24 protein-coding genes are annotated in these 25,237 nt (G+C 69.4%); 15 read left to right on the top strand and 9 right to left on the bottom strand.

Annotated elements, in window-relative coordinates:
* Positions 1-9: 9 nt before the first annotated feature.
* The 3 genes from IEV93_RS14930 to IEV93_RS14920 are packed head-to-tail and all read left to right on the top strand — an operon-like array spanning position 10 to position 2,733.
* Entirely contained in the window at positions 10-612 is a 603-nt protein-coding gene (locus IEV93_RS14930; protein ID WP_188490783.1) for a TetR/AcrR family transcriptional regulator, read from the top strand.
* 4 nt (positions 613-616) lie between these two features.
* Complete coding sequence (locus IEV93_RS14925) at positions 617-1,705, top strand: phosphotransferase family protein (RefSeq protein WP_188490782.1); 1,089 nt, start codon at positions 617-619, stop codon at positions 1,703-1,705.
* Entirely contained in the window at positions 1,702-2,733 is a 1,032-nt protein-coding gene (locus IEV93_RS14920) for a TIGR03857 family LLM class F420-dependent oxidoreductase (RefSeq protein ID WP_188490781.1), read from the top strand. Before IEV93_RS14925 ends, IEV93_RS14920 begins: the two co-directional genes overlap by 4 nt.
* An 81-nt stretch (positions 2,734-2,814) precedes the next feature.
* Here the strand turns inward: IEV93_RS14920 and IEV93_RS14915 are convergent, their stop codons facing one another.
* The gene (locus IEV93_RS14915) at positions 2,815-3,111 is read right to left on the bottom strand and encodes a WhiB family transcriptional regulator (RefSeq protein ID WP_188490780.1); all 297 of its coding nucleotides are present in this window, start codon (positions 3,109-3,111) and stop codon (positions 2,815-2,817) included.
* Positions 3,112-3,561: 450 nt separating this feature from the next.
* Between IEV93_RS14915 and IEV93_RS14910 the strand changes: the two genes are divergently transcribed.
* From IEV93_RS14910 to IEV93_RS14900, 3 genes are all read left to right on the top strand, one after another.
* Positions 3,562-4,395 (top strand): hypothetical protein, encoded by an 834-nt coding sequence (locus IEV93_RS14910; protein ID WP_188490779.1) that lies wholly within the window; start codon positions 3,562-3,564, stop codon positions 4,393-4,395.
* Between the two features lie 176 nt (positions 4,396-4,571).
* Positions 4,572-5,147 carry a sigma-70 family RNA polymerase sigma factor gene (locus IEV93_RS14905; protein WP_188490778.1) on the top strand — a complete coding sequence of 192 codons (576 nt, stop codon included), beginning with the start codon at positions 4,572-4,574 and terminating at the stop codon, positions 5,145-5,147.
* Positions 5,144-6,046: an anti-sigma-D factor RsdA gene (locus tag IEV93_RS14900; protein ID WP_188490777.1), complete on the top strand. Its 903-nt coding sequence runs from the start codon at positions 5,144-5,146 to the stop codon at positions 6,044-6,046. Before IEV93_RS14905 ends, IEV93_RS14900 begins: the two co-directional genes overlap by 4 nt.
* A gap of 84 nt (positions 6,047-6,130) precedes the next feature.
* Here the strand turns inward: IEV93_RS14900 and IEV93_RS14895 are convergent, their stop codons facing one another.
* Entirely contained in the window at positions 6,131-6,523 is a 393-nt protein-coding gene (locus IEV93_RS14895) for a DUF5319 domain-containing protein (protein ID WP_188491596.1), read from the bottom strand.
* Between the two features lie 158 nt (positions 6,524-6,681).
* Here IEV93_RS14895 and guaB point away from each other — a divergent pair, with 158 nt between their 5' ends.
* The 4 genes from guaB (at position 6,682) to guaA (ending at position 13,048) form a co-directional block, all read left to right on the top strand.
* Positions 6,682-8,241, top strand: coding sequence for an IMP dehydrogenase (gene guaB / locus IEV93_RS14890; protein ID WP_188490776.1), 1,560 nt, complete (start codon positions 6,682-6,684; stop codon positions 8,239-8,241).
* Between the two features lie 78 nt (positions 8,242-8,319).
* On the top strand, positions 8,320-9,462 hold the full coding sequence (locus tag IEV93_RS14885; RefSeq protein ID WP_188490775.1) for a GuaB3 family IMP dehydrogenase-related protein: 1,143 nt from the start codon (positions 8,320-8,322) through the stop codon (positions 9,460-9,462).
* 135 nt (positions 9,463-9,597) lie between these two features.
* Entirely contained in the window at positions 9,598-11,403 is a 1,806-nt protein-coding gene (locus IEV93_RS14880; RefSeq protein ID WP_188490774.1) for a GMC family oxidoreductase, read from the top strand.
* A gap of 25 nt (positions 11,404-11,428) precedes the next feature.
* Positions 11,429-13,048: a glutamine-hydrolyzing GMP synthase gene (gene guaA / locus IEV93_RS14875; RefSeq protein WP_188490773.1), complete on the top strand. Its 1,620-nt coding sequence runs from the start codon at positions 11,429-11,431 to the stop codon at positions 13,046-13,048.
* Positions 13,049-13,073: 25 nt separating this feature from the next.
* On the opposite strand, the gene IEV93_RS14870 is transcribed toward guaA, so the two are convergent.
* Together IEV93_RS14870 and IEV93_RS14865 are read right to left on the bottom strand one after the other, a co-directional pair.
* The gene (locus IEV93_RS14870; RefSeq protein WP_188490772.1) at positions 13,074-13,265 is read right to left on the bottom strand and encodes a hypothetical protein; all 192 of its coding nucleotides are present in this window, start codon (positions 13,263-13,265) and stop codon (positions 13,074-13,076) included.
* Entirely contained in the window at positions 13,258-14,652 is a 1,395-nt protein-coding gene (locus IEV93_RS14865) for a PspC domain-containing protein (protein ID WP_188490771.1), read from the bottom strand. Before IEV93_RS14865 ends, IEV93_RS14870 begins: the two co-directional genes overlap by 8 nt.
* A 130-nt stretch (positions 14,653-14,782) precedes the next feature.
* On the opposite strand from IEV93_RS14865, the gene IEV93_RS14860 reads away from it, so the two are divergent.
* Both IEV93_RS14860 and IEV93_RS14855 read left to right on the top strand, forming a co-directional pair.
* Positions 14,783-16,063 (top strand): ATP-binding protein, encoded by a 1,281-nt coding sequence (locus IEV93_RS14860; RefSeq protein WP_229705207.1) that lies wholly within the window; start codon positions 14,783-14,785, stop codon positions 16,061-16,063.
* Positions 16,060-16,743: a response regulator gene (locus IEV93_RS14855; RefSeq protein WP_188490770.1), complete on the top strand. Its 684-nt coding sequence runs from the start codon at positions 16,060-16,062 to the stop codon at positions 16,741-16,743. Before IEV93_RS14860 ends, IEV93_RS14855 begins: the two co-directional genes overlap by 4 nt.
* A gap of 71 nt (positions 16,744-16,814) precedes the next feature.
* Here the strand turns inward: IEV93_RS14855 and IEV93_RS14850 are convergent, their stop codons facing one another.
* The 5 genes from IEV93_RS14850 to IEV93_RS14830 all read right to left on the bottom strand — a co-directional run bounded on the left by IEV93_RS14850 (position 16,815) and on the right by IEV93_RS14830 (position 21,620).
* A complete protein-coding gene (locus IEV93_RS14850) occupies positions 16,815-18,041 on the bottom strand; it encodes a serine/threonine-protein kinase (protein WP_229705206.1) in 1,227 nt (408 codons plus the stop codon).
* A gap of 69 nt (positions 18,042-18,110) precedes the next feature.
* The gene (sigJ, locus tag IEV93_RS14845) at positions 18,111-19,037 is read right to left on the bottom strand and encodes an RNA polymerase sigma factor SigJ (protein ID WP_229705205.1); all 927 of its coding nucleotides are present in this window, start codon (positions 19,035-19,037) and stop codon (positions 18,111-18,113) included.
* Positions 19,013-20,164 (bottom strand): NAD(P)/FAD-dependent oxidoreductase, encoded by a 1,152-nt coding sequence (locus tag IEV93_RS14840; protein ID WP_188490769.1) that lies wholly within the window; start codon positions 20,162-20,164, stop codon positions 19,013-19,015. Before IEV93_RS14840 ends, sigJ begins: the two co-directional genes overlap by 25 nt.
* Before the next feature lie 79 nt (positions 20,165-20,243).
* Entirely contained in the window at positions 20,244-21,020 is a 777-nt protein-coding gene (locus IEV93_RS14835; RefSeq protein ID WP_308691244.1) for a GTP pyrophosphokinase, read from the bottom strand.
* Between the two features lie 9 nt (positions 21,021-21,029).
* Positions 21,030-21,620, bottom strand: coding sequence for a helix-turn-helix domain-containing protein (locus IEV93_RS14830; RefSeq protein WP_188490768.1), 591 nt, complete (start codon positions 21,618-21,620; stop codon positions 21,030-21,032).
* A 92-nt stretch (positions 21,621-21,712) separates the two neighbouring features.
* Between IEV93_RS14830 and IEV93_RS14825 the strand changes: the two genes are divergently transcribed.
* The 3 genes from IEV93_RS14825 to IEV93_RS14815 all read left to right on the top strand — a co-directional run bounded on the left by IEV93_RS14825 (position 21,713) and on the right by IEV93_RS14815 (position 25,233).
* Positions 21,713-22,678 (top strand): NAD(P)/FAD-dependent oxidoreductase, encoded by a 966-nt coding sequence (locus tag IEV93_RS14825; RefSeq protein WP_188490767.1) that lies wholly within the window; start codon positions 21,713-21,715, stop codon positions 22,676-22,678.
* Positions 22,679-22,946: 268 nt separating this feature from the next.
* Positions 22,947-23,645: a DnaE2-dependent mutagenesis accessory factor ImuA' gene (gene imuA' / locus IEV93_RS14820; RefSeq protein ID WP_229705204.1), complete on the top strand. Its 699-nt coding sequence runs from the start codon at positions 22,947-22,949 to the stop codon at positions 23,643-23,645.
* 13 nt (positions 23,646-23,658) lie between these two features.
* The gene (locus IEV93_RS14815; RefSeq protein WP_188490765.1) at positions 23,659-25,233 is read left to right on the top strand and encodes a DNA polymerase Y family protein; all 1,575 of its coding nucleotides are present in this window, start codon (positions 23,659-23,661) and stop codon (positions 25,231-25,233) included.
* Positions 25,234-25,237 lie beyond the last annotated feature (4 nt).

Here is a 25,237-nt window from a genome sequence, read left to right as displayed (position 1 = left end):
ACATCCGGTATGCCGGAACCGCGCGCGGGCACACTGCGTGAGCGACAGCGCGCGCGTGTGCGCGAGGACATCCAGCGCGCAGCCCTGGCCCTGATCGCCGAACGCGGCTACGACTCGGTCAGCACCGAGGAGATCGCCGCGGCCGCCGGGGTGTCGATGAGCACGTACTTCCGCTACGTCCCCACCAAGGAGGGGTTGCTGCTCGACACCGTCCGAGCCGGTGGGGCGGCGATCGTGCGTGCGCTGCGGGCGCAGCCGGAGCACGTCGAGGCCCACGACGCCCTGACCACCGCGATCACCGAACGCATGTCGGGTTTCGACGACATCGACGTCGACCACTGGCGGACCGCCGTGCTCAGCGCACCGCACCTGCTCGAACGTGTCTCGCTCATCGGTTCGTCGGACCGTACGGCCCTCGTCGACCTGGTCGCGGTACGCCTCGGTGTCTCACCACAGGACAGCGTCCGGCCGGGACTGATGGTCGAGGTGTTCCTCGCCGCAGGCGAGTTCGCCTTCCACCGATGGCTGACGGCCCCGCCAGGTCGGGTTCGGCTGTCGGAGTTGGTCTCCCGGTGCCTCGCGCTCATCGCACCCATCGACGACGAAAGGTGAACAGATGTCGCCGACAGCATCAGCGATCCCCTCGAGCCCGCAGGAGTTGACCGGCCGGTGGCTCGAGTCGGTCCTCGGCACCGACGACCACCCGGTGTCCGTCGACACGGTGACGGTCGAGCCGGTGGGAACCGGCCAGACGGGGGCGACCTACCGGCTGAGTGTCACCTACGCCGACCCGACCGAGTCGGCACCGGCCACGCTCGTGGTGAAGTTGCCGTCGCAGGACGCGGGCGTGCGCGAGCGGGTGGCGCTGGGATATCGCTCCGAGCACGTCTTCTACTCCCGCGTCGCCGACACCGTCGCCGTCCCGATCCCGGACTGTCTGCACATCGACATCAGCGACGACGCCGCCGACTTCGTGCTGGTGTTGGCCGATCTCGCGCCGGCTGTACAGGGCGACCAGATCGCCGGATGCACACCGGCGCAGGCCCGCGCGGCGGTCCGGGCGTTGGCCGGGCTGCACGGTCCGCGGTGGTGCGACCCGACGTGGCTGACCCTCGACGGTGTCGTCATGCCGGTCCCGGACGCGGCCGGCGCCGGCGGGTTCGGCGACCTCGCGCGCATCGCCACCACCACCACGATCGACCGACTCGGGCACTCGCTCAGTGCCACCGACCGCGCCACCCTCACCGACTGCGCCGAGGCCATCACGCCGTGGCTGCGTTCGGACACCGAACGTTTCTCGTTGCTGCACGGCGACTTCCGACTGGACAACCTGTTGTTCCACCCCGAGACCGACGAGGTCACCGTGGTCGACTGGCAGACCTTGAGCGTGGGGCTGCCTGCGCGTGATCTCGCCTACTTCGTCGCCACCAGCCTCGACCCCCACACCCGCGCCGAACACGAACGTGACCTCGTCGCGGCCTACCACCAGGCGTTGTCGGAGCACGGTGTCGCCGGATACGACGCCCAGACGTGTTGGCGGGACTACCGATCCGGGATGTTGTCGATCCCGCTCATCACCACGCTGGGGTTCGCCTTCGCCGCCGGATCCGACCGCGGTGACGACATGTTCATCGCGATGATCGAGCGGGGCTGCGAGGCGATACGCGACCTGGGAACCCTCGATCTCGTCGGCGACCGGTCGTGACCCCACGCCACCCCGAACTCGGGGCGTACCTGTTGGCGGGGCAGCCCGGCGGCGTCCGCGACATCGTCGAGGAGGTCCGCGGCGCCCAACGACTCGGCCTGGGAACGGCGTTCATCTCCGAGCGCTACAACAAGAAGGAGGCCGCCGTCCTGACCGGCGCCGCAGGTGCGGCGAGCGACGACATCGGCATCTGCACGGCCGCGACGAACCACAACACCCGACACCCGATGGTGACCGCGGGCATGACGCGGACGGCGCGGGACCTCACCGGCGGCCGCTTCACCCTCGGACTGGGCCGGGGGATCCGAATGCTGCAGGACGCCTACGGGATCCCGCCGATCACGACCGCGGCCATCGAGGACTTCGTGGGCATCATGCGGGCGTTGTTCCGGGGGGAGACGATCATCGGCCACGACGGACCGGCCGGGAAGTTCCCGGTGCTGCACCTCGACGGGTCGCTCGACGAGTACCTGCCGATGGCGTTGGTCGCGTTCGGACCCCGCACGCTCGAACTGGGCGGCCGCCTGTTCGACGACGTCATCCTGCACACCTACTTCACCGACGAGACCACCCGACGGTGCGTCGAGACCGTGAAGACGGCGGCCGAGCGCGCCGGGAGGGATCCGGACCGCGTGCGGGTGTGGGCGTGTCTGGCCACCGTCGGCGACCACGTGCCCGAGGCGGACCGGATGCGCAAGACCGTCGGGCGCCTGGGGACCTATCTGCAGGGATACGGCGCCCTCATGGTCGAGACCAACCGATGGGATCCCGCCGTCCTGCAGCGTTTCCTGACCGATCCGGTGATCAGCAGCGTGGCGGGCCTCGACATCGTCGGCACGCCGGATCAACTCGAGCACGCGGCGACGCTGATCCCGCAGGAGTGGTTGGCCGCCGCGGCCACCGGCACGCCCGATCGATGCGTCGCCGCCATCCGACATCAGTTCGACCTGGGGTGCGACGCGGTGATACTGCACGGGGCCACTCCGGGCGAACTCGAACCGATCATCGAGGCCTACGGGCGTCGGTGACGCGCTCACACCACTGCCGAACACGCCTCGAGGGGCACCCGGATCCCGGATGCCCCTCGCGGCGTCGTGTGTGTGGGTCGGTCAGCCGGCCATGCGGCGACCGACGCCGCGCTTCATCAGGATCCCGCGCTCGGACTCCGAGAGTCCTCCCCAGATGCCGTACGGCTCGGCGACGGCGAGGGCGTGCTCACGGCACTGTGCGATGACGGGGCACTGGTGGCACAGCTCCTTGGCGCGGCGCTCACGATGGGCCCGGGCGCGACCGCGCTCACCGTCCGGGTGGAAGAACATCGACGAGTCGACGCCCCGGCAGAGTCCCTTCATCTGCCAGTCCCAGATATCCGCGTTGGGTCCGGGAAGGCTGTTTGGCTGAGGCATCTGCTGGCTCCTTGAACTGCCGAGATCGGCGTGAACTGGTTGGGTGAAGCAGTTCTCCGTGGCCGAGTACAACGTTGTTCCCGTCCGACTCGATCTAGGTAAGCAAACCCGTGAAAACGAGTCAACAAGCCATCCGGCCTGCGCAAAAAGGCTCGAGATCGCCCCGATGTTAACGGTGGGTTGCCAAGTTCTGTCATGCGGTGACTCCCACAAACGGACCACGGTCTGCATCGTCGTCGACGATCAAAATGCTCGTCAGGCACAATAATTCGGGTTCGAGGCCGCGGCGGTCGGTGCACCGGGAATCGGTGGACAATTGCCCGTTTGCGTGGGATCGGGTCACATGGAGTACACATTCGAGTGACATGCCGGTGACATAAAGTGGCCATTGTGCCGCGTCAACACAAGGTTAATTTCTCGCTACATCGCCGAGCGCAGCACGATATACCCATGAATGACGATCTGCAGGCCATCGCATTCGGATCCCGACCGGGTTCCGCGATCACCCCGATGCGATCCCGGGGCGGCGAGACGGCGATCGATTCGTGGATGCGAGCGGTTGCCGCGGGAGCCCGCGGTCACTACGCCGCGGCATCGGCGGAACTCGACCGCGCGGACAGGTCGACGGCGGACCCGGCCGTCCGTTCGCTGGCGTACTCCACCCGGGCCTCACACCTGCGGCAGGCCGGTCGGCATGCGAGGGCACGCCGACACGACGGCGAGGCGCTGTGGTGGGCGACCGGTGAGGCAACCGACGCGGTGGCCCGGGCGGCGGTCCTCGACGCGTTGATCGGGTTGGCCGCGGACAGCCTCGGGTCGGCCCGATTCGATCTGGCGGACCGGCTGCTGGCCCGCTGTGAGATCGTCCTGGCCGGCATGGACGACGGCGAGCCCTGGATCTGGACCGGCCGACTGCGGCTACGACATCTGTGGGTGCGGACCGAGTCGGCCCTGTACCGGGGTGAGGCACACCGGGCACGCACGGCGATGCTCGAACGCGTCGAGCTGCTCGACGCGTGCCCATCGGTGCGACATCGGATCAAGACCGACCTGATCGCCGCCGCGGCGTCGGCCGCGACCGGTGCGACGGCCGAGGCGGCGCAGGTGGCCATCGAATGTGCCGACGCGGCACGGACGCACGGTCAGCTGCCTCTCGAGTGGGCGGCGACGAGTCTGCTCGTCGGGATCGGGACCACCGCACAGGGAGATGAGGACCTGATCGACTCCGAGGCACGTCTGCGCCGGGAACTGAACGCCCGCGGGGGCGGATTCACGCCCGTGTGAGCGTGCGCGGGGTCATCTCGTGACCCATCTGTACCCGTGGTCACGATTTTCCCCGGCTCCGCTCGCTAAGCTGACGAGCGGACTTCCACGACCACAGCCATGACCACGGACTCCGACCTGGTCGTACCGCAGACCCGTTCGTTCGGCCACATGTAACGCAGGGACCCCACTCGACGATGATCCTCACAGGTGACGAGTTAGATCGCGCTGTCGCCGCCGCAGGGCGGGGCAGTCGGTCAGCTCTCTCTGATGTTCTCGAGAGTGTTCGGCCCCTTGTCGTGCGGTATTGCAGGGCGAGGGTGGGGGCTGGTGAACGGCATTCGCTGTCCGCCGACGATGTGGCGCAGGAGGTCTGTATGGCCGTGATGACCGCGCTGCCCAGGTATTCAGACCAGGGGCGGCCGTTCATGGCCTTTGTGTACGGCATCGCCGCCCACAAGGTCGCCGACGCACATCGTGGGGCCGCCCGGGTCAAGGCCGATCCCGTCGAGACCATCCCGGAGGCGATGGATGTCGACGACGGGCCCGAACAGATGGCGCTCAACGCCGACGCGAGTCGGCGCATGAGTGAGCTGCTCGACCGGCTCCCGGAGAAGCAGCGCGAGGTCCTGGTCATGCGATTGGTGATGGGGATGTCGGCGGAGGAGACGGCCGACGCGATCGGCAGCACCGCGGGAGCGGTGCGCGTCGCACAGCACAGAGCACTGAACAAGTTGAAGAGCGAGATGATGAGAGCAGGTGAGGGCAGATGAACGACCGTGACTATCCCGTGTCCTCACCCCAGGACCCCGACGACGCCACCCCGATCGATCTGGCATCGCTACGCGCCGACGACCGGCTGTTGGACGCCCTGTCCCGCAACCAGGTCCCGGGCAACGGGCTCGACGGTGCCGCCGACTACCAGTTGGCGTCGCTGTTGGCCGAGTGGCGCCACGAGATCGACGCCCGTCCCATGCCGGCAGGTCCCACCCTCGACGAGGTCGAGGCCGAGATCGCCCGGACCAAGCGTGCCGGATCCCGACACACCGCGCTCAAGCGACTCCGGATGGTGAGTGGCGCGGCGGCGGTCGCCGTCGTCGCCTTCGGGGCCGTCACCGTCCTCGCCCAGAACTCCACCCCCGGAGATCCGCTGTGGAAGGTCAAGGAGGCGATGTTCGGCAGTGCGGCGAGTCAGACCGTCGCCTCGGCGAACGCACAGTCGAACCTGGAGAAGGCCGAACAGGCACTGTCGTCCGGCGACAAGCGCGAGGCCGCGCAGTACCTGGTCAGCGCTCAGCAAGAAGTGAGCGGCATGAGCGGGGACGACGCCCGCCAGCGGATGCAGGACTGGGCACAGCGACTGGCCACCCAGGTCGGTCCGATCGCCGACAACCCGCTGACCTCACTCACGTCGCTGCCGTCGATCCCCGGTCTGCCGCCGATCGAGATCCAGGTCCCGACCGACCAGGTCATCCCGTCGATCCCGTCGAGCGTCCTCGACAAGCAGAAGCAGATGCGGGCCCGCGCGATCGTGCCCACCAGGCCGACGAAGCCGACGACGAAACCGTCGACGCCGGTGACCACCACGCCGCAGGTCCCCGCATCGACCCCGGCCGACGAGGAGCCGAGCGGCTCGCCGACGACGACGACCACCACGACGCCCGCGGGCTGATTCTCTCCGGACACGACAACGGCCGACGGTGATCCCGTCGGCCGTTGTCGTGTGTGAGTCGGTGTGTCGAGTCGATGGCGACGATCAGTCGTCGTCGGAGGTGTGCATCATCGCGTCGGCGTATCCCCGGCAGTAGTCCCACGTGACGTAGGCGTCCGGCGACGGGTCCACGGCGGGCTCGTGCGGACGCACCGTGCCCTCGACCAGGAGCTGCAGCAGGTTGGCGCGCAGCATGTCCCAGTCGTGATAGTGATCCTGCTGGCAGTCCTCGCAGACCACGACGAGTCCGCGTACACCGCGACGGGCCAACAACGCCTCGTACACGGCGAGGTCCGCGAGATCCTCCTCGACCGCCAGGCGCTCGTCGGCGTCGAGCGGCTGGGCCGGCTCGACCGAATCCAGAGCGGCCGACGGATCGCCGCCGGGATCGTCGGCGAAGGGGTCCGGGGGCAGTCCCGGCGGCAGGTGGTCACGCACACGACCACCGTAGTCAGCGACTGTCACGCCGCGCCACTCTCGCGCGCGCGCCGAGCGGAATTCGTGCATGGGGGATCGGCTTATACGATGGACCGAAGTACTTCGCCCGAGTGCACTCGTTCCTTCACTCGGCACTTCACCAGAGAGGCGCACTGGCGATGACTCACCCCACAGACCGCAACGGCTCATCCGAGACGGCTCCGGTCGTCCCCGCGGTACGGACCGGCGGCGACGACCCGAACAAGGTCGCCATGCTCGGCCTCACCTTCGACGACGTCCTTCTCCTCCCGGCGGCGTCGGACGTGATCCCGAGCGAGGTCGACACCTCCTCGCAGGTGACCCGTGAGATCCGGCTCAAGGTGCCGCTGGTCAGCTCCGCCATGGACACCGTCACCGAGTCGCGGATGGCCATCTCGATGGCCCGCGCCGGCGGCATGGGCGTTCTACACCGCAACCTGTCCATCGACGAGCAGGCCGGGCAGGTCGAGACCGTCAAGCGCTCCGAGGCCGGGATGGTCACCGATCCGGTGACCTGCAGCCCGACCAACACCCTCGCCGAGGTCGACGCGATGTGTGCGCGCTTCCGTATCTCCGGGCTGCCCGTCACCGACTCCGACGACAACCTGCTGGGCATCATCACCAACCGGGACATGCGTTTCGAGGTCGACCAGAACCGTCCGGTGTCGGAGGTCATGACCAAGGCGCCGCTGATCACCGCCCAGGAGGGCGTGTCGGCAGAGGCCGCTCTCGGACTGCTGCGACGCAACAAGCTCGAGAAGCTGCCGATCGTCGACGGCAACGGCAAGCTCACCGGTCTGATCACGGTGAAGGACTTCGTCAAGACCGAGCAGCACCCCGACGCCACCAAAGACTCCGACGGACGTCTGCTGGTCGGTGCGGCCATCGGTACCGGCGACAGCCAGTGGACCCGTGCGATGGCGCTCGCCGACGCGGGCGCGGACGTGATCATCGTCGACACCGCGCACGCCCACAATCGCCTCGTGCTCGACATGGTCGCGAAGCTCAAGGCCGAGATCGGTGACCGCGTGCAGATCGTCGGCGGCAACGTCGCGACCCGCGAGGCGGCCCAGGCCCTGGTCGACGCCGGGGCCGACGCGGTCAAGGTCGGTGTCGGGCCGGGATCGATCTGCACCACCCGTGTCGTGGCGGGCGTCGGCGCACCGCAGATCACCGCGGTGATGGAGGCGGTCGCGGTGTGCAAGCGCGCGGGCGTCCCGGTCATCGCCGACGGTGGGCTGCAGTTCTCCGGCGACATCGCCAAGGCGCTGGCCGCCGGTGCGTCGACCGTGATGTTGGGGTCGTTGCTGGCGGGTACCGCCGAGGCTCCGGGTGAGCTGATCCTGGTGAACGGCAAGCAGTTCAAGAGCTACCGCGGGATGGGGTCGCTGGGCGCGATGCAGGGTCGTGGCGACCGCAAGTCGTTCTCCAAGGACCGCTACTTCCAGGACGACGTGCTCTCGGAGGAGAAGTTGGTCCCCGAGGGCATCGAGGGACGCGTGCCGTTCCGTGGTCCCCTGACCCAGGTGATCCATCAGCTGCGCGGCGGATTGCGGGCCGCGATGGGCTACACCGGTGCCGCGACCATCGAGGATCTCCAGCAGGCGCGGTTCGTGCAGATCACGTCGGCGGGCCTCAAGGAGAGCCACCCGCACGACATCACCATGACCGTCGAGGCGCCCAACTACTATTCCCGGTGATCGCGCAGCGATCGTCGTAGACGTAAGCCCCGACCGGGTCCCGGTCGGTTGAGCCATGGTTGACAGAAGGGCGCATCGGTGCGGGATCTTGTGGACATCGGCATGGGCAGAACCGCCCGGCAGACCTTCGAACTCGACGACATCAACATCGTCCCGTCGCGTCGTACCCGGTCGTCGAGCGAGGTGTCGACGGCATGGCAGCTCGATGCCTACCGGTTCGACACCCCGATCCTGTCGCATCCCACCGATGCGCTCGTCTCGCCGGAGTCGGCGATCGAACTCGGCCGACTCGGCGCGCTCGGTGTGCTCAACGGTGAGGGACTGTGGGCCCGCCACCGCGACGTGGAGGCCAAGCTCGCCGAGGTGATCGCCATCGCGGTCGACGATGTCGATCCGGCCGCGGCCATCCGTCGGCTACAGGAACTGCACGCCGCGCCCCTCGACACCGGTCTGCTCGCCGAGAACGTCGCCCGCGTGCGCGACGCCGGCGTCACCACCGCGGTCCGGGTCAGCCCGCAGAACGCGCAGGAGCTGACCCCCGCGCTGGTCAAGGCAGGTATCGATCTGCTCGTCGTGCACGGCACGATCATCTCCGCCGAGCACGTCTCGCACGACGATCGCGAACCGCTCAACCTCAAGACCTTCATCAGCGAACTCGACATCCCGGTCGTCGCCGGTGGCGTGCACGACCACCGCACCGCCCTGCACCTGATGCGGACCGGCGCCGCGGGTGTCGTGGTCGGGTACGGCTCGGCCGCCGGGTCGACCACGACCGGCGAGGTGCTCGGCATCGGCGTCCCGATGGCGACCGCCATCGCCGACGCGGCCGCCGCCCGTCGGGAGTACCTCGACGAGACCGGCGGTCGGTACGTCCATGTCATCGCCGACGGCGACATCCACTCGTCGGGCACCCTCGCGAAGGCGATCGCCTGCGGTGCCGACGCCGCGATGCTCGGTACCCCGTTGGCCGCGTCAGCCGAGGCCCCCGGTCGCGGGTGGTTCTGGACCGCGGCCGCAGCGCACCCGTCGCTGCCCCGGGGCGCGCTGCTGCAGGTGGCCGGCGAGCAGGACCGTCCGCCGCTGTCCGAGGTGCTGCACGGACCGTCGTCGGAGCCGTTCGGCCAGCTCAACGTCGTCGGTGGTCTGCGTCGGTCGATGGCCAAGGCGGGCTACTCCGACCTCAAGGAATTCCAGAAGGTCGGGCTCACCGCCTGCAGCTGACCGATCCGTGTCGTCGTAGGTGTCGCCGGATTGCGGACCGGGCGGGTAGCATTTTGTCTGTTGACGGCGGTCACAGAGACGTGTGACACAGCCGCGGTACGTGAGACAACCCCCGGTACGGCGAGAGGTTCTGCAATGGCGCACGACTCCACTGATTTTGACGTCCTGATCATCGGTTCGGGCTTCGGCGGCAGTGTCAGTGCACTGCGTCTGGTGGAGAAGGGGTATCGCGTCGGCGTGATCGAGGCGGGACGTCGCTTCGAGGACTCCGATCATGCGAAGACCAGCTGGCGTCTGAACAAGTTCGTGTGGGCACCCAAGCTCGGCCTGTTCGGCATCCAGCGCATCCACATGCTGCGCGACGTCATGGTCCTGGCCGGCGCGGGTGTCGGTGGCGGTTCGCTGAACTACGCGAACACGCTCTACAAGCCGTCGAGGCCGTTCTTCACCGATCCGCAGTGGGGTCACATCACCGACTGGGATGACGAACTCACTCCGTACTACGACCAGGCTCGTCGCATGCTCGGCGTGGTCACCAACCCGACGTTCACCAACTCCGACCGGGTCATGAAGGACCTGGCGCAGGAGATGGGGGTCGCCGAGACGTTCGTACCCACGACGGTGGGCGTGTTCTTCGGCGCCAAGACCGGCGGCGACGGCGCCCCGGGTGCGACGGTTCCCGACCCGTACTTCGGTGGGGCCGGTCCCACGCGCACCGCCTGTACCGAGTGCGGATCGTGCATGACCGGGTGCCGGGTGGGTGCGAAGAACACCCTGCTCAAGAACTACCTCGGTCTCGCCGAGAGCAACGGCGCGCAGATTCTCGATCGCACGACCGTCACCGGGCTGCACCCGCACGCCGACGGGACGTGGTCGGTGGACACCGAGCGCACCGGGACCTGGACGAAGCTGCGCGCCAGGCGCCGCACCCTGACCGCGGGCCAGGTCATCGTCGCGGCAGGCACCTACAACAGCCAGAAGCTGCTGCACCTGGCCAAGGACGACGGGTCGCTGCCGGAGCTGTCCGACGCGCTCGGCGAACTCACCCGCACCAACTCCGAGGCGATCCTCGGCGCGATGCGCACCAAGGTCGATCCGACCGACGATTTCTCCGAGGGCGTCGCGATCACGTCGTCGATCCACCCCGACTCCGACACCCACATCGAGCCCTGCCGTTACGGCAAGGGGTCCAACGCGATGGGCCTGCTGCAGACGATGCTCACCGACGGTGAGCCCGGCCGGAACCGGTTCCTCAAGTTCCTCGACGAGGTGCGCAAGAACCCGTTCGCGCTGCTGTCGCTGATCAACGTCCGGCACTGGTCGCAGCGCACGGTGATCCTGCTGGTGATGCAGAACAAGAACAACTCGCTGACGACGTTCGTGCAGAAGCTCGGACCGTTCCGCTTCGTCAACAGCCGACAGGGCCACGGCGAGCCCAACCCCACCTGGATCCCGAAGGGCAACGAGGCAGCGCAGCGTGTGGCGGCCAAGCTCGGTGGCCTGGCTGGTGGCACCTGGGGCGACGTGTTCAACATGCCGATGACCGCGCACTACCTGGGCGGTTGTGTGATCTCCGACAAGCCGTCGACCGGCGTGATCGACCCGTTCCACCGCGTCTGGAACTACCCGACCCTGCACGTGACCGACGGGTCCGCGATCAGCGCCAACCTGGGTGTGAACCCGTCGCTGTCGATCAGCGCGCAGGCCGAGCGGGCGATGTCGTTCTGGCCCAACAAGAACAGCGTCGACACCCGACCCACGCAGGGCGAGGCCTACCGTCGCATCACCGCGGTCGCGCCGCAGTCGCCGGTCGTCCCGGAATCGGCACCCGGCGCCCTGCGTCTGCCGATCGTGGCCATCACCAACGGCAGCGGGGCACAGGTCGACGGGTCGTCGCTGTTCCCGGTCGCGGGAGTGCGACGCGACGGCGTGAGCGCCTGACCGGCCGCACCGTAGACTCTCACGGGTGAGCGAAGCCCCTGATCCGGTCGAATCGGCCGCACCCCGCCCGGTCCTCGTCGTCGATTTCGGCGCCCAGTACGCGCAGTTGATCGCGCGCCGGGTCCGCGAGGCCCGCGTGTACTCCGAGGTGATCGCGCACACCGCGACCATCGAGGAGATAACCGCGAAAAACCCGGTGGCCCTGGTCCTCTCGGGAGGGCCGGCGTCGGTCTACGCCGACGACGCCCCCGGTCTGGACCCCGCCGTCCTCGACCTCGACATCCCGGTGTTCGGCATCTGCTACGGCTACCAGGCGATGGCCAAGGAGCTCGGCGGCGTGGTCGCCAACACCGGTGGCCGTGAGTTCGGTCGCACGACGCTGTCGTCGATCGGGGAGTCGGTACTGATGGCCGGCACGCCCGAGACCCAACCGGTGTGGATGAGCCACAACGACGCCGTGCAGGAAGCGCCCGCAGGTTTCACGGTCACCGCGTCCACGCCCGGTGCGCCGGTGGCCGCGTTCGAGAACCTCGAGCGTCGGATGGCCGGTGTGCAGTACCACCCCGAGGTGATGCACACCCCTCATGGTCAGCACATCCTGACCAAGTTCCTCTACGAGATCGCCGGTCTCGAGGCCGACTGGACCGCCGCGAACATCGCCGACGCGCTCGTCGAGCAGGTTCGCGCGCAGGTCGGCGACGGCCGCGCCCTGTGCGGGCTGTCCGGCGGTGTCGATTCCGCGGTGGCCGCCGCGCTCGTCCAGCGGGCCATCGGCAACCGTCTGACGTGTGTGTTTGTCGACCACGGGCTGCTGCGGGCCGGCGAGCGCGAGCAGGTCCAGACCGACTTCGTCGCCGCCACAGGGGCACGACTGGTCACCGTCGACGCCGAGGAGACTTTCCTGCGGGAGTTGGCCGGGCACAGCGATCCCGAGACCAAGCGCAAGATCATCGGCCGTGAGTTCATCCGGTCGTTCGAGGGTGCGGTCACCGACGTGCTCGACGGCAGCGAGGGCACCACCGGCGCCGGGAGCGAAGCGAGCGGGCCGCAAGCCATTGACTTCCTGGTCCAGGGGACGCTGTACCCCGACGTCGTCGAGTCCGGTGGCGGCACCGGCACGGCCAACATCAAGAGCCACCACAACGTGGGCGGACTACCCGAGGACCTGGAGTTCTCGCTGGTCGAGCCGTTGCGGCTGCTGTTCAAGGACGAGGTCCGTGCAGTGGGACGCGAGCTCGGTCTGCCCGAGGACATCGTCGGTCGCCAGCCGTTCCCCGGACCCGGGCTCGCCATCCGCATCGTGGGCGAGGTCACCGCGGACCGTCTCGAGACCCTACGCGCGGCCGACCTGATCGCCCGCGAGGAGCTGACCAGCGCGGGCCTCGACAACACGATCTGGCAGTGCCCGGTCGTGTTGCTCGCCGACGTCCGCAGTGTCGGGGTCCAGGGCGACGGCCGGACCTACGGCCACCCGATCGTGCTGCGACCGGTGTCGAGCGAGGACGCCATGACCGCCGACTGGACCCGCGTGCCGTACGAGGTGTTGGAGATCATCTCCACCCGCATCACCAACGAGGTCGCCGAGGTCAACCGCGTGGTTCTCGACGTGACGAGCAAGCCCCCGGGCACCATCGAGTGGGAGTGACCCGCCACCCCGACTGAGTTGTGGCTCAGCGGTTCCGGCCGCTGAGACCGCCGACGACGATCAGCACCACGCCGATCAGTACGGCTATGCCGACCACGCCCCAGCGGACCGCGCCGCTGTCGGCGATGTCGGGCGCCCCGGTGAGTCCCCAGACCGCGACCGCGAGCCCGACGACACCGACCACCGCCTGGGTGGGGGAGAAGCGGTGGTCATCCACGGCGGACCTCCACGTGTCCCACGATGCTCGACGCGTCGATGTCGAGCACCGGTCCCGCGGTCCCGTCCGACCCGCCGTCGAGTCCGCTGCGGCAGGTCTCGTCGCCGATCGTGGTGCGGCACCGCACCTTCAGGTTCATGCCGGCCGGTGCGATCACGATCGCCTCACCGAGACCGACGCTCAGCCGGACCGACCGGTTGCCGGTCAACGTCACCGACCGCAGATCCACGGTCGCCGATCCGACGGTGAGTTCGTAGTTCGGCTCGATGTCGCCGGCGGTGACCGGGCGCCAGTCACGATCACCGACGCCGCCCCCCGGTAGCGATCCCAGACCCGAAGCGGCCGAGGTGAACACCACGACGACGGCCAGGAGCACCGCAACCGGGACGAGACCCGGTCCGCGACGGGTGACCGCCCCGACGAGCAGGCCCATGCAGACGACGACGAGGGTCAGAGCGGCGATACGAGCCGGGGTCAGCGCGTCGACCCCGGCGAAGGCCGCGGTGCTCGCACCGGCTGCGACGAGCAGGGCGACACCGAGAGTGATCGGGGTGAGCGCGGAGCGGCGACGAACCGGGGTGGGCGGCGGCGCGACCGACGGCTCGGGCAGATCCCAGGCGAACGGGGCCGCGCCGAGGGGATCCCACGCCGGTGGGGTCGGCGGGCCGGACGGGGCCTCGATCGGCTTCTCGAGATCGACCCGCTGTGTCGGGACGGTCGGATCGTCATCGACGCCCGGCTCGCCGGATGTCGGTACCCCGGACGTGGTTGCGGCGGTGACGTTGTCGGCCCACGCCCGGGGCATCCACCGGGTGAACGTCTCGGTCGCGACGATGGGCGCGGTGCCGATCGTGTCGGCCGAGGTACCCGGCTCCGCGTCCGGGCTGCGCTGGTAGAGCAACCACCAGCCGAGCAGCATCAACGCGGCGCCGAGCAGGCCACCCGAGCTCCACGCGACGTTCGGGGTGAACGACGTCACCACGATCACCGCGATGACGATCAGCACGATCGTCGGTGGATGGGAACGGTGCCGGGCATCGTCGTGGCCGGGATGCCGACCGTCACGGTGTTCCCGCCGCGCCCGCCGGTAGTCGGAGCGGGCCTGCCGGTACACCGCCTTGCGCTGGCGGCGGTTCATGTACTCCGACGGCGGGTCGTCGCCCGCGGGCAATGTGATCCACGCCAGGACGTAGAGGATGACGCCGCTGCCACCGAAGAGGGTGGCGACGACGAACGCGATCTTCACCAGTGTCGGATCCACCCGGTAGCGCCGCGCGATACCGGCGCACACCCCGGCGACGGTGCCGTCTGCGTTCGGCCGGACCGGTCGCGTGTTCCACATGCGCAGCAACGATTCGGCACTCGGCGTGGTGGTTGTCGTGTTCATACCGATCATCTTCACCGGCCCGCCGCCCTCGGCACCATCAGGATTCACCCTGAAATCGGCCCCGACCGCGTCGTCGGACTCAGGGCTCTCCCTGATGTGCCGGTGCGGGCTCCCGTGTCAGTATCGACGTGTGGACGCACCGACACGACAACGCTCAACCGAGGGTGGCTCGGCGCCGCTGCCCGAGCGCATCGTGCGGCGCGACGGCGGCCGCATCATCGGCGGTGTCGCGGGCGGCGTGGCCGACCATCTCGGCGTCGACCCGGTCCGTGTACGCATCGTGTTCGTGGTGCTCAGCGCGCTGGCCGGCGCCGGGGTCTGCGCCTACGGACTCCTCTGGTTCTTCTGCCCTCCCGGCACGGACACGGCGCCGCCCGCACGCGGGGAGCGAGCCCAGTCCTACGGACTGGCGGTGGTGGGCATCGTCGCGGTGATCGTCGTCGGATTCGCCGCGTCGGGGACCCCGGCGGAATACCTCGTCCCGCTCGTCGTGGTCGCGATCGGTGCGACCCTGGTGTGGCGTGAGTTCGATTCTCCCGAACACGTTTCGCCCGAGCAGGATTCACCCAGCGCGGTTCTGACGTGGACGCGGGTCATCGGCGGTGGCGTGCTGGTCATCGCCGGTCTCGCCGTGGTCGTGCTGGCCACGAACCGGTCCTTCGGTGGTCTCAGTGCGACGCTGCTCGCCGTCGGCGCGACCCTTCTCGGCGTGGTGCTGCTGACCGTGCCCCTGTGGATGCGCATGCTACGCACGGTCAACGCCGAACGCGCCGCGCGCATCCGCACCGCCGAACGCGACGAGATCGCCGCGCACCTGCACGATTCGGTGTTGCAGACCTTGGCGCTCATCCAGAAACAGGCCAACCGCCCCGACGAGGTCGCCCGCCTGGCCCGCGGCCAGGAGCGGGAACTGCGCCGCTGGTTGTTCGGCGAGCGGGAGCGGTCGGGGAGTTCGTTGGCCGCTGCACTTCAGATCGTGGCGGGCGACGTCGAGGACTCCTACGGCATCGAGGTCGACGTGGTGACGGTCGGTGATCTGGCCTGGCCGCGCGGCGCGGGCGCTCCCGACGTGGCCGAGTCGAAACGGTGGGCGGCTCTGATCGGTGCCACCCGAGAGGCGTTGATCAACGCGGCCAAGCACTCCGGCGAACGCAAGGTCGACGTGTTCGCGGAGGTGACCGGGGACGCGGTCGACGTCTTCGTCCGCGACCGCGGACGAGGGTTCGACCCTGACCGGATACCCGAGGACCGGCAGGGCGTGGCGAGGTCGATCCGTGCTCGACTCGAACGCAGCGACGGGACGGTCGTCATCAAGACGGCGCCGGATCGCGGCACCGAGGTGGCGATGTCGATGCCGCGTCGTGAACACGTCTCCGCCCCGGCGCCGCAGCGCGAGAAGAGGAATCGATGACCGTGCCCACCACCACCGACGCCGCGGTGTGTCGCGTCTTCCTGGTCGACGACCACGCGGTGTTCCGGTCCGGCGTGCGGGCCGAGCTGTCGTCGGAGTCCGGCCTGCAGATCGTCGGCGAGGCCGGGAACGTCGCCGACTCCGTGCGCGGGATCGTCGCCACCGGACCCGATGTCGTGCTCCTCGACGTGCACATGCCCGACGGCGGCGGGGTCGCGGTGGTGCGTGGGGTCGCCGACTCCCGCATCGACACCCAGCCGGTGTACCTGGCGCTCAGTGTGTCCGACGCCGCCGAGGACGTGATCGCCACGATCCGCGCCGGTGCCCGCGGTTACGTCACCAAGACCATCGCCGGGGCCGACCTCGCCGACGCGGTGCGCCGAGTCGCCGAGGGCGACGCCGTGTTCAGCCCGCGTCTGGCCGGGTTCGTTCTCGATTCGTTCACCGGACGCTCCGCCGCCCCGGAACCGCACCTGGATCCCGAACTCGACTCGCTGACGCCGCGCGAGATGGAGGTCCTGCGGTTGCTGGCGCGCGGCTACACCTACCGGGAGATCGCCGAGGACCTGGTGATCTCGATCAAGACCGTGGAGACACATGCGTCGAACGTGCTCCGCAAGACACAGCAGTCCAACCGCAATGCTCTGACCCGCTGGGCCGCCAACCGGCAGATCAGCTGAGGACAGCCGGCTGGTTCACGCCGGGCGACTCACCGTGGGAGGAGCTGCTCGTACTCACATCCGCACCGCCGTCAGAGGGCCACGACGAGCACGATCATCAGCAGCACCAGCAGGATCACGGCACCCACGCCGATCACCGCCGGTGAGATGGGCAGGGTGGGCGCGGTCGGAGGTGTCGGTGGCGTCGGGGGCGCGGGTGGGCCGGCAACCGGTTCCGACGGTGTGGGTGTCGGGGTCGGGGGAGTCGGCTCCGGTGCGGGACCGGCAGCGGGTCGCGCCGAGGTGGGGTGCAGCACACGGGCGGCGGGCAGCCCCGACTCGGTGCGCGGCGCCGAGCGGTTCGATCGCGTCGACGACCGTCCCGACAGCCCCCAGATCGGGATCGCGCTGTCGTTGCGGGGCAGGGGCGACTGGAGCACCGCACCCACGTTGCCGCCGGGGCCGGCGGCGATGCGCGCCAACTGATCTCGGGCCTGTGCCATGGTCGGGCGGCGGCCCGGACTCGGCTCGAGCATGGCCAGCAACGCAGGCGTGAGGTCACCGGCGCGGGTCGGAGGAGTGATCTCGCCACGAGCCACTCGGTGCAGCAGGACCAGCGAGTCCTCGTCGACGCCGAACGGCGGCTCGCCCTCCACGGCCGTGTAGACCGTGGCGCCCAGCGAGTAGACGTCGGAGGCCTCGGTGGGTTCCCCTCCCCGGGCGAGCTCCGGCGCGAAATATGCCGGGGTACCGGTGATCACGCCGCTCTCGACGTTGGCGATGTCGTCCTTGGCCCGGGAGATGCCGAAGTCGGAGATCTTGACCGTGCCCGCCGCACGACCGGTGTTGGCGATGAGGATGTTGCCGGGTTTGATGTCGCGGTGCACGATCCCCTCGGAGTGTGCGGTGGCCATCGCCGCGGCGACCTGCGCCCCGATGTGAGCGGCGTACGCGACCGGCAGGGTCGTCGTGGTGTGCAGGATCTGTGCGACGCTGCGCGACGGCAGGTATTCCATGACCAGCCACGGCTCGCCGCTCTCGAGCGCGAGGTCGTGCATGGCGATCGCGTTGCGATGACTCAGTCGGGCCGCCATCCGGCCCTCGCGCAGCGCCCTCGAACGGACGTCGCTCGCGGACTCCTCGGTCAGGCCCTCGGTGGACACGACCTGTTTGACGGCGACCTCGCGCTCGAGCAGTTGATCGGTCGCCAACCAGACCGCGCCCATCCCGCCACCACCGAGCTTGGACCGGAGCCGATAGCGTCCGGCGACGAGAAAGCCGGGTCCGGGAACCTGTCGGGGGTGGTGGGGAACGGTCACGACCACAAGATTAGTGGACGCCACCGCGAGTCGTTCGGACGTGCGACTGTGCGCGTCCAGGACCGGTCGTCAGCGTGCGATGTCGAACGGGGTCAGCACCGCCGCGAGCTTGTCGGGATTGCGGACGGCGTACACCCCGGCGACCACGCCGCCCACGACCTCGAGGACGAACACGGAATCGACCACCCCGCGCGACGAGATCACCAGCGCGGGACCGCCGTTGTAGATCGCGGACTCGAGGCCGAGTTCGGGCAGCTCCCACCGGGCGATGCCGATCAGGAACCGCGCGATCTTGTCGGCACCGTGGATGGGGCGCCGTGCCGCGTTGACCTTGCCGCCACCGTCGGAGATGAGTACCGCGTCCGGCGCGAGGATGTTCATCAATCCCTGCAGGTCGCCGGAGAGGGTGGTGGACAGGAACGCTGTGGTGATCTCGTCGACGGCGGCCGGTGTCGACTCGAAGCGTCGGCGGCGGGCCTGCACGTGGGAGCGGGCGCGACCCGCACTCTGGCGGACGGCGTCGACGGACTTCCCGACGGCCTCGGCGATCTCGGAGTGACTGAACCCGAACACCTCCCGCAGGACGAACACGGCCCGTTCGTCGGGACCCAACGACTCGAGGACCACCATCATCGCCATCGACACCGACTCGCCGAGTACGACGTCGGCCTCGGGATCACCCGCGGCGCCGATGGTCTCGGGCATCCGCAGGGGTTCGGGCAACCACGGACCCACGTACTCCTCGCGACGACGCGCCGAGGCCCGCAGGGTGTTCAACGACTGCCGCGTGACGATCGACGCGACGTAGGACCGCACGTCGCGCACCGTGTCGAGATCGACAGCGGCCCAGCGCAGATAGCTCTCCTGCAGGATGTCGTCGGCGTCGGTCGTCGACCCGGTGATCTCGTAGGCGATCGTGAACAGCAGCGGACGCAGGTGGGTGAACGTGTCGGCGTGCGTCGACGACCCGGTCACCGGCGCGGTCCCTTCGTCCACGAGTACGAACCACCGCGTCGGCCCTCACCGGCGATCCATCGCAACGTCATCCGGCACACCTGCTCCTTGACCACCGCGCCGGCCCGACCACCCACGAAGATCGGGCGGGGGCGGTCGTCGCGGTGGGTGGCCACCACGGTTCCCGCGGTCCGGCCGAGGCTGATGCACTGGGCGGCGAACCCCTGATCCACCTCGTCGGCGGCGGTGCCGTCGAGGGACGCGCGCACCGTGTTCGCGGCCTGCGCGCCCAACGGCAGCGCCGCCTGACAGCTCATCCGCAGCTCGCGCCCGGCCACGGTGATCGCATCACCCGCGCCGACGACGTGGGGATCGTCGACGCTGACGAGCGTCTCATCGACCCTCAACCGACCGATCGGATCGGTGCTCAGTCCACTCCGTGTCGCGAGATCGGGGACGGCGAAACCGGCTGTCCAGACGGTGATGTCGGCGGAGATCACCCGGCCGTCGGCCAGGACGACCTCGGTGTCGGAGACCTCGACGACCGGCGCGTGCTCGACGAGGTCCACACCGAGCCGCCGCAACCGCCTGGTCACCGACGCGCCGCCGCGGATGCCGGCCGACGGCACCACCCCGGCGCCGCAGATCAGTGTCACGCCGAGGTCGTCGCGCGCCTGCGCGAGTTCCGCGGCCACCTCGACACCGGTCAACCCGCCACCGACCACGACGACCGATGCCCGGGCGGGGGTGTCGGCCAGCACGGCGGCCAGCCGGGACGCGTCGTCGAGGTCGGAGACGGTGTGGGCGAACTCGGCGACACCGGGAACCGGCGCCGAGCCCGCCCCGCTGCCGACCGCATAGATCATCCGGTCGTATCCGATGACGTCACCGGTCGAGGTGAGCACCGTGTGTGCGGCGGTGTCGATGTTCTCGACCGCCGCGGTCATCCGTTCGATGCCGGCGTGCAGCAGGGTGTCGTAGCCGACGGTGGCCACGCCGGTACCCGCGGCGAGCTGATGCAGCCGGATCCGCTCGACGAACTCGGTGGTGGGGCTGATCAGCGTGACCGCGGCAGTGTCGGTGGCCGCGAGACGGTTGGCGGCCATGGTGCCGGCGTAGCCGCCGCCGACCACCACCACGTGTCGGTTGTCGCTGGTGCGTGCGCTCATCGGATGCTCCTCGTGTACCTCGTGGGGAATTCTCTCCCCCTCAAGACACCGCGGGCCGCGCAAACGTGACAACGCCGCGTCACTGCTCGGTGATGAACCTGGTCCGTGCGGCCACCCACTCGTGCAACACCGCGTCCGACGGCACCACGTCCCCGACCGCGGACCCGCGATCGGCACCGCGGATCTCCTCGTGCAGGTGTTCCATGGTCGCGTCGAGTCGATGTGCGGTCTCGGCGGCCTGGCCGAGTTCGTCGAGCAGATCCCTCGGCACGTCTCTGGCGTACTTGTAGTAGATCTTGTGCTCGAGACTCGCCCAGAAATCCATCGCGATGGTGCGGATCTGCACCTCGACGACGACAGGCACGACCCGGTCGGACATGTTGACCGGCACCTCGAGGAGCGCGTGCAGGCTGCGGTACCCGTTGGGTTTCGGGTTCGCGATGTAGTCGCGGATCTCGAGCACCGTGACATCGTCCTGCCGCGAGAGCATGTCCATCACGTGATAGACGTCGGAGACGAACGACGTGGTCACCCGGACCCCGGCGATGTCGGTGATGGTCGCGCGGATGGCCTCGAACGACGGTGCGCACCCCTTGCGCCCGATCTTGGCGAGAATGCTCTCCGGCGCCTTCAACCGCGACGAGAGGTTCTCGATCGGGTTGTAGTCGTGCAGGTGGGTGAGCTCGTCACGCAGGATGGTGATCTTGGTGTTGACCGTGTCGATACCGAACTTGTACTGCATCATGAAGCGCGCGAAGTCATCTCGCAGCTGGTGCAGATCGGCCAGGTCGGTGGTGGGCATCAGGTCGGTCAGTCGCGCGTCGGCTCGGCGATGGTCGGGTTCGGTACGGCTCACGCCTGCACTCTACGGTCGCGGACCGGTGCGCAGATGTGCTCGTTCGCCCTGCTTGCCGAACAGGGCGAGGACCTCCACCGGGTGGTCGCCGGCCCCGCCGAGCCAGTGCGGCACGTGGGTGTCGAACTCGGCGGCCTCACCCGGCGTCAGGATCAGGTCGCGATCACCGAGGATCAGCCGAAGCCTGCCGTCGAGCACGTAGAGCCACTCGTACCCCTCGTGGGTCCGCAATTCCGGGACCGGGGTCTGCGGCGCCACCGGCAGGATCATCTTGTAGGCCTGCAGACCGCCCGCACGTCCGGTCAGCGGGATGAACGTCATCCCATGCCTTGTCGTCGGTCGCAGCACCACGCGTGGATCGCCGGTACGGGGAGCGCCCACCAGGTCGTCGAGCTGCACCCGGTACGCACTCGCCAGGGGGAGCAGCTGTTCGAGCGTCGGCCGGCGTTGACCGGATTCGAGGCGCGAGAGCGTGCTGACCGAGATCCCGGTGCTCTCCGAGAGGTCGGACAGGGTGATGTCGCGCTGGTTGCGCAGCGCACGCAGGCGTGGACCGACGGCGGCGAGCACGGCGTCGGTGTCGGTGGTGGGGTCGTCCATCCCGACAGTTTGCCAGATCGGCAAAGAACGTTGCCAGCTCTTGGGTGCGGTCGCACAGTGGGTGCAGTGCGAACCGAGCAGAGGAGAGATCGATGGACGAGATGATGGACGTGGCCGTGATCGGTGGCGGTGCGGCAGGGCTCGCGGCGGCGGTGACACTGGGACGCCAGCGGCGATCGGTGGTCGTCGTCGACGCCGGGTCGCCACGTAACCTCCCCGCGGACGGGGTGCACAATTTCCTGACGCGCGAGGGGATCTCGCCGACGGAACTGGTGACGACCGGCCGCGCGGAGGTCGAGCTCTACGGCGGCCGGGTGGTCAGCGGTACCGCGTCGCGGGTCGACGGTGGGGTCGGCGACTTCACCGTGACGCTCGACGACGGGAGCGCCGTGCGTGCGCGACGGCTGGTCGTCACGACCGGCGTCGTCGACGAGCTCCCCGACGTCGCCGGACTCGCGCAACGGTGGGGACGCGACGTGCTGCACTGCCCGTTCTGTCACGGATGGGAGGTGCGCGATCGGGCCGTCGTCGTCATCGCCACGAGTGTGATGTCGGCGCATCAGGCGCACATGTTCCGGAACCTGAGTGCCGACGTGACCATCGCCCGGCACACGGCGCCGGAGTTCGTCGGTGAGCAACTCGAGACGCTCACCGCACGCGACATCGGTGTCGTCGACGGCCTCGTCACCGAGGTGGTCGTGCGCGACGACCGACTCGTCGGGGTCCGGCTCGCCTCCGGGGCCGAGGTGGCGTGTGACGCGGTGGTGGTGGCGAGCACCGGACGGGTCGGTGGCGCGGTGGTGGAGTCGCTGGGCCTGACCGTAGAGGAGGTGCGGGTCGGCGATCACCTGATGGCGACGGTGATCGCGACCGATCCCATGGGCGCCACCGGGGTGCCCGGGGTGTGGGCGGCCGGCAACGTCGCCGACGCGCGTGCGACCGTGGTCGCATCGGCCGCGGGCGGGGTGAACGTCGCGATGGCGGTGCACGCGAGTCTCATGGAGGACGACATCGCCGACGCGGTCGCGACGCGGCGTGCGATGACCGCCGTCGGGTAGCCGATGGGTGCGGATCGCCTCGTCAGCGGCTCACGATTGACGGTTGTCGGACCCCGGACCTACGATCGAAATCGAAAACATGTTCGAACTGTCGTGAGTGTTCGCACCTTCCCTGTGCACACCTTCCACGCGGCCCTGAGTCGGTTGAGGAAGTGCCATGTCGCCTGTGAGCGTTGGGAAAATTGATACCGGAGAGACGGTAGAGGACACTGTTGCGCTGCTGCGCGCACGCTTGGCGGCGGCGTCGGCAGGACGAGCGAAATCGGTTGTGCCCCAGAACCAGCAGACGGTCACGGTGTCGGCATCGGAGCAGCGCGCGCGGGAGTTGCTGCCGATCCCGGAGGTCCTCGCCGAGCTGTTGCCCGGTGGCGGTCTGGCCCGCGGCTCGGTGGTCTCGGTCGACGGCGCACGGTCGATGTTGCTGTCGATGATCGCGGCCATCACGGCCGCGGGCGGCTACGTCGCAGTGATCGGCCAGCCCCATCTGAGCCTGCACGCCGCGGCCGAGATGGGGGCCGACCTGTCTCGCATCGCGACCATCGACGGAGCGCCCGGATTCGATCCCGTGGAAGTCGCCGCGGTGCTGCTCGACGGCCTGGATCTGGTCGTGGTCGGGCTCGGCGGCGTCTCGGTCCCGCCGTCCCGGTCGCGGGCGGTGATGGCACGGGCGAGGGCCAAGGGGGCCGCGCTGGTGGTCACCGACGGACGGTGGTCCGGCGTACAGGCGTCGCTGACCGCACAGGTCGCCGACTACCGGCACCTGCCGTTCCGCCATCTCGGACACGGGCGCATCGCGGGGATGTCGCTGTCGGTCGAGGCGCGCGGACGGGGGACACGGGGCTCACACGCCCGTGTCGACGTGGTGCACCTCGACGACCGGGTGCAACTGGTCGCGGCCGGTTCGTCGACGACCGCGCCCGCGGACTCGCCCACGGTGCGTCCGGTGTCGCTGACGGTGGCGAACTGATGGGGGCCGACCGATGACCGGACGACGCACCCTCGCGGTGTGGTGCCCCGACTGGCCCGCGGTGGCCGCCGCGGCCGACGCCGACATGTCCCCGGACCAGCCCGTGGCGGTGATCTCGGCCAACCGGGTGGTCACCTGCTCGGCCACCGCCCGCGCGATGGGCGTCCGACGCGGGATGCGCAAGCGGGAGTCCCAGGCCCGGTGCCCGAGCCTGTACGTGGTCACCGTCGACGCCGGCCGCGACGGACGCCACTTCGACCCGGTGGTCGCGGCGGTGGCCGAGGTGATCCCGACGGTCGAGGTGCTGCGGCCGGGGCTGATGGTGTTGCCCGCCGCCGGGGCGGCCCGGTATTTCGACGGTGAGGAGGTGGCCGCCGAGAAGCTGATCGACGTGATCTCCGCCTGCGGGGTGGAATCGCAGACGGGGATCGCCGACGAACTGTTCACCAGCGTCGTCGCCGCGCGTCACGGACAGATCGTGCCGACCGGCTCCGACGCGGAGTTCCTTGCCGGCCTGCCGATCTCGGAACTCGGTGCGGAGCCGAGTCTGTCCGCCGACGATCGCGATCAGTTGATCGATCTGCTGTGGCGGCTCGGGGTGCGCACCGTGGGCGGGTTCGCGCAGTTGGCCTCGAGCGATGTCGCGACGCGTTTCGGTTCCGACGCCGTGGTGGCCCATCGTGCCGCCCGTGCGATGCCGGGCCGGCAACCCTCGGGGCGGCTGTCGGCGACCGACGTCGTCATCTCCCACGAGTGCGATCCGCCCATCGACCGGGTCGACGCGGCCGCGTTCGTGGGTCGCCGGTTGGCCGACGAGTTGCATCGGGCGCTGATGGCGGCCGCGGTGGCCTGCACCCGCCTCACCGTCCACGCGACGACCACCGGTGGTCAGCACTCCTCGCGCACCTGGCGCTGTGCCGAACCGTTGACCCCGGAGGCCACCGCCGACCGCATCCGCTGGCAACTCGACGGATGGCTCAGCGGCAAGGCCGGGGACCGTCCGGATTCCCCCATCGCGTCGTTGCGTCTGGAACCGGTCGAGCTGGTGGATTCCGGTGCGCTGCAGTTCGGTTTCCGCGGCGCGGGTATCCCCGGAGGGGATGGTGAGGTGGCCGACCGGGCCCGCCGCGCACTGGTCCGGGTGCAGGGACTGCTCGGTGGTGAGGCGGTCCGGGTGCCGGTGCGCAGTGGTGGTCGGGGTACGGCCGAGCGGATCACCCTGGTCCCGTTGGGGGACGAGCTGACCCCGCGTTCGGACCCGGATGCGCCCTGGCCGGGGCGGGTCCCAGAGCCGGCCCCGTCGGTGTTGCTCAGCGCCCCGGTGCGGGTGTGCGACATGTACGACGAGCCGGTGCAGGTCACCCGACGCGGCGTGTTCAGCGCCGAGCCGACCACCGTGATCTGGGGATCGCGTACCTGGGAGCTGCGGTGGTGGGCCGGTCCGTGGCCCGCCGACGAGCAGTGGTGGGCGAGTCCCTCCGAGCAGGTGGGAACGCACGCGAGAGCCCAGGTGCTGCTGGATGATTCGCGGGCACTGCTGCTGCGGTACCAACAGCAGAACTGGACCGTCGAGGGTGTCTACGAATGAGTCG

The organism is Williamsia phyllosphaerae (assembly GCF_014635305.1).
Taxonomy (GTDB): Bacteria; Actinomycetota; Actinomycetes; order Mycobacteriales; family Mycobacteriaceae; genus Williamsia_A; species Williamsia_A phyllosphaerae.
The sequence above is the reverse complement of the archived record's forward strand: the minus strand, read 5'-3'. Positions and strand labels throughout refer to the sequence as shown.